The organism is Kutzneria sp. 744, assembly GCF_000568255.1.
Lineage (GTDB): Bacteria > Actinomycetota > Actinomycetes > Mycobacteriales > Pseudonocardiaceae > Kutzneria.
Window position 1 is genome coordinate 547378 of record NZ_KK037166.1, and the last position, 12741, is coordinate 560118.

Below are 12741 nucleotides of genomic sequence, written 5' to 3' on the forward strand. Positions count from 1 at the left end.
TTGGATAAGAACCTGGCTACGCCGTGTTGCTCACACAGGGTCGCAGCCTGCGCCAGCGGAGGGAGCGACTCGTGAAACGGTGTCAAGTGGTCGGCGCGACCGTCGTCGACGGATCGGGTCGCGACCCCGTCGCCGTCGACATCAGCATCGAAGACGGGCTTATCACCCAGGTCGGCGCCTCCGGCGCACACGGCGAGCGCCTGGATGCCGGAGGCCTGACGATGACGCCCGGCCTGATCGACGCTCACGTCCACCTGGGCTTGTCGAGCCCGATCCAGCCGCAGTTCTCGTTCCGGATCAGCGCCGCCGAGATCGCGGCGGACATCTTCGCCACGGCCGGCGCGACGCTCGACGCCGGCTTCACCACCGTCCGGGACACCGGCGGGGTCGACGGCGGCCTCGTCACCACGATCGCCAAGGGCAAGGTCAGGGGGCCGCGCGTCCTGTCGTGCGGACCAGTCCAGTGCCAGATCGGTGGGCACGGCTACTACGGAGCCGACTGGGAGCCCACGGAGCTGTGGAACAGCCACCACCTGCCCGGCCTGTGCGCCCTGTCCATGATGTCCGGCAACGCGGACGAGCTGCGGCGCAACGTGCGCGAGGCCTTCCGTCGCGGAGCCTCCTTCCTGAAGCTCTGCGTGACCGGCGGAGTGGTCGGAGCGCACGACCGGCTGACCGACACCCAGTTCACCGTCGAGGAGATTGCCGTCGCTGTCCAGGAAGCCACGGCGCGGGGCACCTACGTGACGGTGCACGCCCACAACAACGACGGCATCCGGAACGCGGTCGAGGCCGGCGTGCGTTGTGTCGAGCACGGCACCGACCTCGATGAATCCACGGCCGCCCTGATGGCCACTCGCGGGGTAGCCCTCGTGCCCACGTTCGCCGTCGTCGAGCAACTGCTGCACGACACCGTCGGAGCGGGCCTCGACGAATCGACCCGCGATCGGGTGCTGGGTGTTCGTGAGCGGATGACCGAGGCGCTCGCCGCCGCCAAGGAGGCCGGAGTGCGGATCGGGCTGGGTTCCGATCTCATCGGTCCGGCTCAGAATCGTCGAGGCGAGGAGCTCAGGCTGCGCGCACAGCTCGAGACACCGATGGAAGCCCTCGTGGCGGCCACCAGGACGAACGCCGAGATCCTCGGCCTGTCCGGCCAGGTCGGCGTCATCGCTCCCGGCGCGCAGGCAGACCTCGTGTTGTGGAACGGCAACCCGGTCGAAGACCCGGAGCTGTTCGCCGATCCCGCCAATGCCGTCCTCGTTCTCAAGGCCGGCCGAGTCGTGAAGGACCTTCGATGAGCACCATGTGGCAGGGCTGCCTCGCCGACACCGACTATTTCGAGCTGCGTTCCGGCGGAGGGCACGACTACGGCGTCTGGGTCACCACGCCACCGGGCTACGACCCCGCCACGACGCAAGCGCCTGTCGTGTATGTGCTCGACGGCAACTGGGCCGTGGGCATGACGGCTCCGCTCATCGTCACTCAGAAAGACCCCATGCACCAGATCCAGCCCTACATCCAGGTCAGCGTCGGTTACGCAGGCGAGGAAGCACAGCACTGGGATCGGCTGCGCAACAGGGACCTCGTGCCGCCGGGCGAGCCCATCGCCAAGGAGCTCGTCGATGCCGTGGAGATGGGATTTCGCACGGGCGCGAGGACACGCGAAGAAACCGACGCCTACCTCGCCGAACTACGCGACACCCACGCCGATGCGTTCCTGAGTTTCCTCACCGCGGAACTGCACCCGCGGATCGAACGCGACTACGGCACAGCCACGAGCGGTCACGGCCTTTTCGGCTACTCCTACGGCGGTCTCTTCAGTCTCTACGCCTGGCTCACCGGCAGCACTCTCTTCGACAGCATCGGAGCGGGCAGCCCCGGTGTCGCCGGTGAGGACAGCCAAGTCTTCGCGCGGCTCGAAGAACTGGGCGAAAACCTGCCTGCCGCCAAGCTTCACGTGACCGTCAACGACCAGGAGCTCCTTGGAGACCTGGCCATCTACCAGAACCTCGCGAAGAACACGGCCACCGTCCTGCACCGCCTGACCGCCCGCGGCGCAGCCGTCACCAGCGCGGTCCTGCGCGAAACGCACGTGACCGGCCTACAGGCATCGTTCCTGAGCTACCTCAGGACCTGCCGTGCCCGCTGAGTGCCGGGGTACCGACGTGGTCGTGATCGGGGCGGGGGTGATCGGTTCGTCGATCGCCCTTGAGCTTGCGCGGGCAGGGCACCGGGTGATCGTGCTCGATCGGGCCCCAGGAGCTGGACAGGGGTCGACCTCGGCGTCGAGTGCGGTCGTCCGGTTCAACTTCTCCACGCTCGCCGGGGTGGCGACGGCGTGGGAGGCGCATTTCGGCTGGCTCGACTGGGCCGGCCACCTCGGGCACGACGTCGGCGACCTCGCGATGTTCCGCAAGAGCGGGCTGGTCATGCTGGACGTCGAGGCGGCTGCGCGTGCGTCGTGGCTTCCGTTGTTCGACGAGATCGGTGTCCCCTACGAGGAATGGGACAGCGCGACCTTGGCCGAGCGCGTTCCGGGCATCGACGTCGGCCGCTATTGGCCGCCGAAGCGGCTCGACGACGAGGAATTCTGGCAGGACGCGCACCACTCGCTCGGTGGCGTGTACACCCCGGATGCCGGCTACGTCTCGGACCCGAGCCTCGCCGCCGTGAACCTCGCCGCCGCGGCGTCGGCGTGCGGGGCGGAGTTCCGCTTCCGCAGCACGGTGACAGCGGTGGAGAAGACCGGCGGGCGCGTGGCGTCGGTGCGGCTGTCGGACGGTGCCCGGATTCCCTGTGCCGTCGTGGTCAATGCGGCCGGTCCGTGGTCGGGCGCGGTGAATCGGCTGGCCGGCGTGGGTTCCGACTTCACGGTCGCGGTGCGCCCGCTGAGGCAGGAAGTAGCGCACGTGCCGGTCCGGGAGGGCTATGGCGGGCCGGTGGTGGCGGACATGGATCTGGGCACCTATTTCCGCGGTGAAGTAGGAGGGGGCCTGCTCGTCGGCGGAACGGAACCGGAGTGTGATCCGATGCAATGGACCGACGACCCGGACGCCGTCGACATCCACCCGACGGCCACGGTCTTCGAGGCGCAGGTGACGCGGGCGGCGCGGCGGTTGCCCGGTCTGACGGTGCCCAACCGGGCGCGCGGCGTGGTGGGCGTGTATGACGTCGCCGACGATTGGACTCCGATCTACGACCGCACCGAACTCGCGGGCTTCTACGTCGCGATCGGAACGAGCGGCAACCAGTTCAAGAACGCGCCGGTCGCGGGGCAGCTGATGACGGAGCTGATCAACCAGGTGGAGAACGGCGTCGACCACGACGCCTCGCCCGTCCGGTTCCGGGCCCCGCGCACCGGCCTGGAGATCGACCTGGGCGCGTTTTCTCGTAAGCGCAACCGAAACACCGCGAACTCGGGCACCGTGATGGGCTGAGCCGGAACTCGGGCGAGCCGATGCTCTCCCAGACCTGGACCGACAACACCGCCAGGCTCCGGCGCTCGCGCAGGGGAAGCACACGCGAGCGCCGGTCGGGCCGATCCGCGGCCGGTCAGCCCTGAGCGGCGCGGGCCTGGACCATGGGCGAGGTGTCGAAGACGCTGATCACATGGCTGATCTTGCCGTCGGTGACGGTGAGGTACTCCACGCCGTGCAGGTTCTGGACGAAGGGCAGGTCGACGGCGTAGACGGTCGCCGCGTGGGTGTCGTGGCCCAACACGTCGAGAACCTTGCCGTTGGCGACCATGCCCACGAACGGCGCCAGGAACTGGCGGTAGCCCTCGATGCCCTCGATCCGGCCGGTGGGGGCCTCGCACACGACGTCGTCGGCGACCAGGCTCAGGGCCTTCTCGGCGTCACCGCCGGTCCAGGCCCGGACGTAGGCGTCGGCGATCTTCTGAGCGGCACCGATGGTGGCGGTCATAACTGAGGAATCCTTCCTTGAGGTGACGTCCGCGATGTCCGCGGCCGATGACGTCATCCTTCGCCCTCATACATGACAGCCGCCGTCATATAGGGACAGCCGCTCGGGCGTGATCGCCGTCACGTCCGCGCGACACAGCCCCGAACGCATATATGTCATCGAGTGACCTATAGGAGGAGACTCGCGGCATGAAGTCCGACCGCCTGCTCTCGATCCTGCTGCTCCTGCAGACACACGGACAGCTGGCGGCCGCGACCCTGGCCGAGCGCCTGGAGGTGTCGATCCGCACGATCATGCGCGATGTCGAAGCCCTGTCCACGGCCGGAGTTCCGGTCTACACCGTCCGTGGTCCCCAGGGCGGCATCGCCCTGCTGCCCGGCTATCACACCGACGTGACCGGCCTGACGGCCGACGAATCCCGAGCCTTGTTCGTGTTGTTGTCCGGCTCCGCCCACGTGGACCTCGGGCTCGGCCACGCCCTCGGCTCCGCGCTGCGCAAGGTCATGGCGGCGCTGCCCGCCCCATATCGGTTCGACGCCGACCTGACCAGCCGCCGCATCCTGATCGACCCTGTCCGCTGGCGTGGCTCCCCCGGACCCGAGCGTGTCGGTCCGGACCTGGATGCCTTTCAACGGGCCGTTTTCGCGGACTGGCGGCTCAGGCTGCGCTACCGGCACGGCCGCGACAACCGCGTGCGCACCTACACCGTCGACCCGTACGGGCTGGTCAACAAGGCCGGTGTCTGGTACCTCGTCGCCGACCACAAAGGCGAACCCACTCTCTACCGTGTGGACCGCGCTCGGTCCGTGACCGTGCTGACCGAGCCGGTGCGGCGACGTGACGGTGTGGAGTTGGCCGGGACCTGGGAGATCCTGCGCCGACGCATCGACGACCTTCCCGCCCCGCTGGCGGTCACCGTCCGGGTGCGGGACGACACGCTGGCCCTGTTCCTCCGCGTCCATCAAGCCGATCTCGCCGACCCCGACCAGGTCGACTCCCCGCCGCCCGCGACACAAACCGGGTGGACCACCGTGGAACTGCGTTTTCGTTCCCTGTTCGCCGCTCGGACTCTGCTCGCCTTCGGCCCCGACGTCGAAGTCCTCACGCCTGACGAGGCGCGCCAAGTCCTGGCCCGCCTGGCCGCGGCGATCGTGGCGCGCTACGAACCGCCGGCCGCGGGACAGTGACCCTGGTCCGCGAGATCGACCCGAAGCGGAGTCGAGCCTGGGGCTCACATCCAGTCGCGCAGGTCCTTGTCCCGGGCTGTGTGCCAGGCCTGTGGCCACGCCGCCCGCAACCGCGCTCGTTCGGCCCGTTCGATGGCGATCAGCTGGCCGGCGGCGACGCGGCCGTCGGGCAGGCGGTCGGCGGTGGCGCGGAGCCAGGCCTCGGCGACGACGGTGTCCTGGTGGTCGCCGAGCACGGTCTGGATCTCGGCCATGGCGTCGGCGAAGTGGCGCGCGGGCTCGCCGACGACGGGGGCGACGGCGTCAGCGGCGTAGCGGCAGCGTTTGGCCTGGATGCGCATGGCATGCAGGTCGGAGTCGGTGGGATCGTCGCCCGCGGCCTTCACGGCGTGGGCCAGCCGATGCCAGGTGTGGGCGACGAGTTCGGGCGCGTGCTTGCGGGCGGACCGCGTGTCCGCGTCCGCGAACTGCGGTTCGTTGACGGCCTTGGCCAACGAGTCCAGCAAAGAAATGTATCGGTGGCTGCGCAGTGCCGTCAGCAGTCCGTCACGGGCGGTCGCGGATTCCATGGTCAGCCAGGCCATCAGCACCGCGGCGCCGGCCTGGTCGACGCCGGGCAGCTGCGTCGCCTCGCGGCTCAGCCGTTCGGCCAACACATCGTGGTCGCGGACCGCTCCGGCCTTGCCGCCGAGCCACCACAGCTCGTCCCGCAGCACCGTCACCCATGCCCAGTCGAGGGAGCCGGTGAAGGTGTGCAGGTCGGAGCGCAGCCGCCGGGTGCCGACGCGGAACTGGTGCACGTGCTCGGGATCCTCGCCGAGCCGGACGCCGGCGTCATGGCGGACGATCCGGTCCACCGACGCGGCGATCGCGTGCCGCACCAGATCGGGCAGGCTCGCCTCCCGGCCGATGTCGGGCACGACGATGTCCGGGGGGTGTGTCGCCCGCGACCCCAGCACGCGGACCAGCTTCGGCGTCGGTGGCCCCGCCTGGCAGCCGGCGGCGACGAGTGCCGCCACGACCGCACGGGCGAGCTTGTCCCCGCCAACTTTCCGTTCGACCTCGATCTCGCGGAACCGCTGGGCCTCGTGCACCTGGTCATGCCCGGTGACCAGGTCGTCGACCACCTCCACCTCGTCGCCGCCCGCCCGCACGACCACGGTCCGGCGGTCGGTGCGCACCTCGCCGACCGGCACCACGCATTCCATCCGCAGGAAGGCACGGACGAGGTCGACCGCCTTGTCCGGCACCACATCGGCCGGCCCGGTGAGGTCGATCTCGGTCCGGGCCGTCAGACTTCCGGCGACCGCGAACGGCAGCTTCACCGTCCACACGGGAGCGTCCTCGCCGGTGCGATACCGCAGTGTCGCGCCGGCCCGCGCCAGCCGGAGATCCGCGCTGTCGTAGTACTGCGCGACCAGTGTCCGGCGCGGGGCCTGTTCGGCGACCGCGCCGTCCACGACATCCGTCAGGTCGGGCAGCTCGAACCCGGCGGGCGCGCCGAGCTTCGTCTCCTGTTCGACACCCATCTCAGACCTCGGTCTTGACCGGCTGCTGCCCATTGGCCGTGGGCAGTTCGGCGCGCTCACCGGTGCGCTCGAAGAAGCGCAGCAGCTCCACCGGGAACGGCATGACCAGCGTGCTGTTCTTCTCCGCGGCGACGTCCACCACGGTCTGCAGCAGCCGCAGTTGCAGGGCGCTCGGCGTGGCGGCCATCCGCTCGGCGGCCTCGGCCAGCCGGCTGGACGCCTGGTACTCGCCCTCGGCGGCGATCACCCGGGCGCGGCGCTCACGTTCGGCCTCGGCCTGCCTCGACATCGACCGCTTCATGGTGTCCGGCAGCGTGACGTCCTTGACCTCCACCCGCTCGATGCGCAGGCCCCACGGCTCCTCGGTGGGCGCGTCGATCACGGTCTTCAGCTCGGCGTTGATCTCCTTGCGCTCCGAGAGCAGCGTGTCCAGGTCGAACTCGCCGATCACGCTGCGCAGCGAGGTCTGCGCCACCTGGAGCACCGCCCGCGGGTAGTCCTCGACCTTGATGATCGCCTTGACCGGGTCGACGACCCGGAAGTACACCACCGCGTCCACGGTCAGCGTCACGTTGTCCCTGGTGATCGCGCCCTGGGCCGGGATGCCCAGCACCACCGTGCGCAGGGAGACCCGGACCATCCGGTCCACGAAGGGGATGATGAACCGCAGCCCCGGCTCCCGCACGCCCGGCAGCAGCCGGCCGAACCGGAACACGATGCCCTGCTGGTACTGCTGCACGAGCCGCATCGACGCGCCCAGCAGGATCAGCAGCACGAGGACGACGGCGAACACGATCGTCAGCGCCATGGCCGGTCACATCCCTTCCGACGGGTTTCCCTTACCCGACGGTAGTTTCATGAGCGGCTGGCAATGCAGGGCAGCAGGAATCGCGCCGGCAGGGCCGTTGGTCACCGTTCGGTGAGCGGCACTCGCCATTGCACCAGCGTGCCGCCCCCGGGCAATGCGGAGACAGTCAACGCGCCGCCCGCGGCCCGTGCGCGCTCGGCCATGTCGCGCAGTCCGCGACCGTCGACGGCGGACGGAACACCGACGCCGTCGTCGACGACCTCCATCTCGAACATCTCGGCGGCGGTCACCGACACCTGCACCGAGTGCGCGTGGCTGTGCCGGACCACGTTCGACATCGCCTCGGCCAACACGACAACCACCTGATCGGCGACCGGTGTGGGCACGGCGGAGTCGACCGACCCGTGCATCCGGGTGGTGGGAACCAGCTCGGTGTCGCCGGTCGCCTGCACGACGACGTCCAGCAGCCGACCGCGTAGCGGCTGCGGTTCGGTGGCGCTCTGCAGGTCGTAGACGGAGGTGCGGATCTCGGCGATCACCTGGTCGATCTGCCTGACCGACTCCCGGATCCGCCGAACTCCCGCGTCGCCGACGGTCGGCAGCATGCCCTGCAGTTGCAGGCCGACCCCGAACAGCCGCTGGATGACGTGCTCATGCAGGCCCTGGCCGATGCGGTCCCGGTCGGACACGACGTCGAGTTGACGCTGCACGTGCTGCTTCACGGCGAGTTCGAGGGCCAGCGATGCCTGGCTGCCGAAGAAGACCAGCAGCGGCAGCTGCTCGTCGACAAACGGCTGTCTCTCCTTGCCGCGCAGCACGAGCAGCACGCCGGTGATGTGCTCGCCGGACCGCATGGGGACAGCCATCGAGTGCTGGTAGCCGGTCAGCGTGTCGGCCAGCGCCGACTCCCCGCGGTTGCGGTTCAGGTCCGTCTCGATCAGCGGGGCGCCGCTGGCGACGACGTCGCCGATGAGCTGGTCGTCGCTGCCGATCACCCGGCCGAGCGCGGCGGCGTCGACGTCGCCGACGACGGCCTGCACCACCCGACGGTCGCGGTGGCCGTTCGGGGTCAGCAGCACCAACGCGGCGTCCGCGGCGGTCAGCTCGACCGCCCGGCGGGCGACCAGGTCGAGCGCTTCGTCCTGGTCCATGCCCGACAGCAGGTCGGTGGCGAGCTCGGAGAGCGCCTCCAGCCAGCGCTGCCGCTGTCGGGTCTGCTCGAACAGCCGGGCGTTGTCCACGGCGATGCCGGCCGCGGCGGCCAGCGCCTGCACCACGACCTCGTCGTCCTCGGTGAACTGGCCGCCGCCGCGCTTGTCGGTCAGGTAGAGGTTGCCGAACACCGTGTCCCGGATGCGGACCGGCACGCCCAGGAAGAAGACGCATCGGCGGATGGCGCTCGGGAAAGCCGACAGAGGTGTCGTGGGCGGCGATATCGGGCAGCCGCAGCGGTCGCCTGGTGATGACCGTGCCGAGCAGGCCGTGCTTGGTCCCATCGGTCCCATGGTGGCACGCGTCGCGTCGTCGATGCCCACGGTGAGGTGGTTGGCCAACCTGCCGTCCGCGCCGAGCACACCCAGCGCGCCGTACTGGGCGTCGACGAGCTCGGTGGCGGACCGCACGATCCGGTCCAGGGTGGCGTCCAGGTCGAGCCCGGTCGACACCGCCATCACGGCGTCCAGCAGCCCCTGCACCTGGCTCTTGGCCGTCGCCAACTCGGCCACGTGCTCGGACAGCTCCGCGACCAGTTCGTTGAGGCGAAGACGGGACAGGTCCACAGCACGCTCCCTGCTTGACGTGCTCGGTCGACCCATGTGTAGTCGCCGGGCCCGGCCGGATCAAGTGGCCACGGGCCCTACGCCCCGGTCCGGGCGGGGTCACAGGTCCCGGCGGGCGGTGGCCTTGGGCACTCCTACCAGGTATTTCCCGTTCCTACGCTCGACCCATGACAGACGCGATCTCCGCGTCGGGCCTGATCAAGTCCTTCGGCCGGACGCGTGCACTCGGCGGCCTCGACCTGCACGTGCGCACGGGCGAGGTCCACGGCTTCCTGGGCCCCAACGGCTCCGGAAAGACCACCACACTGCGCATTCTGCTCGGCCTGCTGCGTGCGGACGGCGGCACGGCAACGCTGCTCGGCGGCAATCCGTGGCGCGATTCGACCAGCCTGCACCGCCGGCTGGCCTACGTGCCGGGCGAGGTGGCGCTGTGGCCGAACCTGACCGGCGGCGAGGTCATCGACCTGCTCGACCGGCTGCGCGGCGCCAGCAACCCCCAGCGCCGCAAGGAACTTCTGGAACGATTCGACCTCGACCCGACGAAGAAGACCCGGGCCTATTCCAAGGGCAACCGGCAGAAGGTCGCCCTGGTCGCCGCACTGGCCAGCGACGTGGAACTGCTGCTGCTGGACGAGCCCACGGCCGGGCTGGACCCGTTGATGGAGGCCGAGTTCCGCGCCTGCGTGGAGCAGGAACGCGACCGCGGCCGGACAGTGCTGCTGTCCAGCCACATCCTGTCCGAAGTGGAGGCTCTCTGCGACCGCGTGAGCATCATCCGTGACGGGAAAGTGGTCGACTCCGGCTCATTGTCCGACCTGCGCCACCTGACCAGGACCTCGATCACCGCCGAGTTGGCCGGGCCGCCGAACGGGCTGAGCATGCTGCCCGGCGTGCACGACCTGGACGTGCAGGGCGACCGGGTCCGGCTGGAGGTGGACAGCGACAAGCTGGACGCCGTGCTGGCCAGCCTGACCAGCACCGGCGTGCGCAGCCTGACCAGCCAGCCGCCGACGCTGGAGGAGCTGTTCCTGCACCACTACGCGGTGCGGTCATGACCGGCGTGTGGACGCTGGTGCGGCTGGCGCTGCGCCGTGACCGGATCATGATCCCGGTCTGGATCGGCGCCTTCGTCCTGATGACCGTGACGTCGGTGGCCGGCACCGTCGGCCTGTATCCGGACGCGGCTTCCCGGACCGCAGCGTCGGCCGGCATCAACGACGTCCCGTCGCTGGTCGCGCTGTACGGCCGGATCTACGACACGACCTCGCTCGGCGCGCTGTCGATGATCAAGATGGACGGCCTCGGCACCGCCTTCGTCGCCGTGCTGTGCCTGCTGCTGGCCGTCCGGCACAGCCGGGCCGAGGAGGAAGCCGGCCGGCTGGAGCTGATCGGCGCGGGAGTGGTCGGCCGCTACGCCGCGCTGACCGCGGCGTTGCTGGTTTCCGTCGGCACGAGCCTGGTGCTCGGCGTCGTCACGGCGCTCACGCTGATCGCCAGCGGCCTGGCGGTCGCCGGCTCGCTCGCGTTCGGCGCGGCCTGGGTGGGCGCCGGCATCGCGTTCGCGGGGATCGGCGTGCTGTCGGCCCAGCTCACGCGGGGCTCCCGTGGCGCCAACTCGATCGGCATGGTGGCGCTGGGGGCGGTGTACCTGCTGCGGGCGGTCGGTGACAGCCGTGGCCCGGAATGGCTGTCGTGGCTGTCGCCGATCGGCCTGAGCCAGCAGATCCGCCCGTTCGCCGGCGACCGGTGGTGGGTGTTCCTGGTCCTGACCGGTGTCGCCGCCGTGCTCACACTCGGCGCGTACGCCCTGCACGGGCGCCGCGACCTCGACACCGGACTGCTGCCCGAACGAGCCGGCCGGCCTCGTGCCAGCGCGTTCCTGCACGGCCCGCTCGGCCTGGCGTGGCGGCTGCACCGCGGCTCGGTGCTCGGCTGGGCCGCCGGCTTCCTCGTGCTCGGCGCGGTCTGCGGCAGCATCGCCAACAACATCGGCGCCCTGGAGACCACCCCTCAGGTCAAGGCCCTGTTCGAGGCGATGGGCGGCCAGCAGGGCATCACCAACGCGTTCATCGCCGCCGAGCTCAGCATCGGCGGCCTGATCGCCGCCGCGTACGGCGTGCAGGCCACGATGCGACTGCATGGCGAGGAAGCCTCGTTGCACGCGGAGTCGCTGCTGGCCACCGGGGTCAGCCGAGTCCGCTGGGCCTTGAGCCACCTCGTGGTCGTCGCCATCGGCTGCGCCGCGCTGCTGACCGCGATGGGGCTGGGCGCGAGCCTGACCGATGGCCGGATGCTGATCGGGGCGGCGCTGACGCAGCTGCCGGCGGCGCTCGTGCTCGTCGGCCTCACTGTGGCGGCATTCGGTTTCCTGCCACGGCTTTCGGCTCTCGGCTGGGCGGCGCTGGTGGCGTTCCTGTTCATCGGCGAGCTCGGCCCGCTGGTCCCGCTCAACCACTGGGTCATGGACCTGTCCCCGTTCACCCACCTGCCCAAGCTGCCCGGCGGCGCCGTCACGGCCACACCGTTGATCTGGCTGTCGGTCGTCGCCGTCGGTTTCGCCGCGGCCGGGCTGGCCGCGTTCCGTCGCCGGGATCTGGTCTGACCGTCGTTCCCACGTGAGGAGAACACCATGAAGGCCGCTGTCGTGCCCGAGCTGGGCGCACCGCTGGAGATCCGCGACGTCCCCGTGCCGCAGCCCGGCCCCGGCCAGGTCCTGGTGCGGATGATCGCCTGCGGCGTCTGCCACACCGACATCCACGCCGCACGCGGCGACTGGCCGGTCAAGCCGCACGCCCCGTTCGTGCCCGGCCACGAGGGCGTCGGCATCGTCGACACCCTCGGCGAGGGCTGCACCCTGCGCGAAGTCGGCGACCGGGTGGCCATCGCCTGGCTGGGTTCGGCGTGCGGGAACTGCTCGTACTGCGTGTCCGGCTGGGAGACGCTGTGCGAGGCGCAGCAGAACAGCGGCTACAGCGTGGACGGCGCCTACGCCGAGTACGCCGTGGCCGACGAGCGCTACGTCGTGCCGGTGCCGAACGGAGTGTCCGCTGCGGACGCTGCGCCGCTGACCTGCGCCGGCGTCACGACGTTCAAGGCCGTGAAGGTCGCCGACATCCAACCGGCGGAGAAGGTGGCCGTGTTCGGCATCGGCGGCCTCGGGCACCTCGCGATCCAGTACGCGCGGCTGCGCGGCGCGGAGGTCATCGGCGTCGACGTCACCGAGGACAAGTTGCAGGTCGCCGAGGAGGCCGGCGCGGACCGCCTGGTCAACGCGGCCACCCACGACGCCGCGACGACCATCGAGGCTCTGGGCGGCGCGGACGTCGCCATCGTGCTGGCCGCCGCGCCGGACGCGTTCCAGCAGGCGTTCCGGTCGCTGCGCCGGGGCGGCCGCATGATCCTCGTCGGCCTGCCGGCCGACGGAACGCTGACCATCCCGATCTTCGACACCGTGCTGAGGGGCATCACCGTGAAGGGCTCCATCGTCGGCACCCGCCAGGACCTCGCCGACGTGT

General features: G+C 70.4%; 11 protein-coding genes. 7 read left to right on the forward strand and 4 right to left on the reverse strand.

Annotated features, from left to right (window positions below; all coding sequences use genetic code 11):
- The first annotated feature begins 71 nt into the window (after positions 1-71).
- The 3 genes from KUTG_RS02435 to KUTG_RS02445 are packed head-to-tail and all read left to right on the forward strand — an operon-like array spanning position 72 to position 3437.
- A complete protein-coding gene (locus KUTG_RS02435) occupies positions 72-1298 on the forward strand; it encodes a metal-dependent hydrolase family protein (protein WP_043714573.1) in 1227 nt (408 codons plus the stop codon).
- Positions 1295-2149: an alpha/beta hydrolase gene (locus KUTG_RS02440; protein WP_043714575.1), complete on the forward strand. Its 855-nt coding sequence runs from the start codon at positions 1295-1297 to the stop codon at positions 2147-2149. The genes KUTG_RS02435 and KUTG_RS02440 overlap by 4 nt, the downstream gene beginning before the upstream one ends.
- The gene (locus KUTG_RS02445; protein ID WP_043714577.1) at positions 2139-3437 is read left to right on the forward strand and encodes an NAD(P)/FAD-dependent oxidoreductase; all 1299 of its coding nucleotides are present in this window, start codon (positions 2139-2141) and stop codon (positions 3435-3437) included. The genes KUTG_RS02440 and KUTG_RS02445 overlap by 11 nt, the downstream gene beginning before the upstream one ends.
- A 115-nt stretch (positions 3438-3552) precedes the next feature.
- Here KUTG_RS02445 and KUTG_RS02450 read toward each other — a convergent pair whose 3' ends face one another.
- Positions 3553-3924, reverse strand: a complete 372-nt coding sequence (locus tag KUTG_RS02450) for a nuclear transport factor 2 family protein (protein WP_043714581.1) — start codon at positions 3922-3924, stop codon at positions 3553-3555.
- 188 nt (positions 3925-4112) lie between these two features.
- On the opposite strand from KUTG_RS02450, the gene KUTG_RS02455 reads away from it, so the two are divergent.
- Positions 4113-5111: a helix-turn-helix transcriptional regulator gene (locus tag KUTG_RS02455; protein ID WP_043714583.1), complete on the forward strand. Its 999-nt coding sequence runs from the start codon at positions 4113-4115 to the stop codon at positions 5109-5111.
- Positions 5112-5155: 44 nt separating this feature from the next.
- On the opposite strand, the gene KUTG_RS02460 is transcribed toward KUTG_RS02455, so the two are convergent.
- The 3 genes from KUTG_RS02460 to KUTG_RS02470 all read right to left on the reverse strand — a co-directional run bounded on the left by KUTG_RS02460 (position 5156) and on the right by KUTG_RS02470 (position 9226).
- Positions 5156-6640 carry a CYTH and CHAD domain-containing protein gene (locus KUTG_RS02460; RefSeq protein ID WP_043714585.1) on the reverse strand — a complete coding sequence of 495 codons (1485 nt, stop codon included), beginning with the start codon at positions 6638-6640 and terminating at the stop codon, positions 5156-5158.
- 1 nt (position 6641) lies between these two features.
- Positions 6642-7448, reverse strand: coding sequence for a slipin family protein (locus tag KUTG_RS02465; protein WP_084578800.1), 807 nt, complete (start codon positions 7446-7448; stop codon positions 6642-6644).
- A 101-nt stretch (positions 7449-7549) separates the two neighbouring features.
- Positions 7550-9226 carry a sensor histidine kinase gene (locus KUTG_RS02470; protein WP_052393783.1) on the reverse strand — a complete coding sequence of 559 codons (1677 nt, stop codon included), beginning with the start codon at positions 9224-9226 and terminating at the stop codon, positions 7550-7552.
- 167 nt (positions 9227-9393) lie between these two features.
- Here KUTG_RS02470 and KUTG_RS02475 point away from each other — a divergent pair, with 167 nt between their 5' ends.
- The 3 genes from KUTG_RS02475 to KUTG_RS02485 all read left to right on the forward strand — a co-directional run.
- Positions 9394-10281, forward strand: a complete 888-nt coding sequence (locus KUTG_RS02475; RefSeq protein ID WP_043714588.1) for an ABC transporter ATP-binding protein — start codon at positions 9394-9396, stop codon at positions 10279-10281.
- Positions 10278-11828, forward strand: a complete 1551-nt coding sequence (locus KUTG_RS02480) for an ABC transporter permease (RefSeq protein ID WP_043714589.1) — start codon at positions 10278-10280, stop codon at positions 11826-11828. The genes KUTG_RS02475 and KUTG_RS02480 overlap by 4 nt, the downstream gene beginning before the upstream one ends.
- Before the next feature lie 27 nt (positions 11829-11855).
- Positions 11856-12741 (forward strand): zinc-dependent alcohol dehydrogenase (locus tag KUTG_RS02485; protein ID WP_043714591.1); only part of this gene is annotated, 886 nt, incomplete at its 3' end.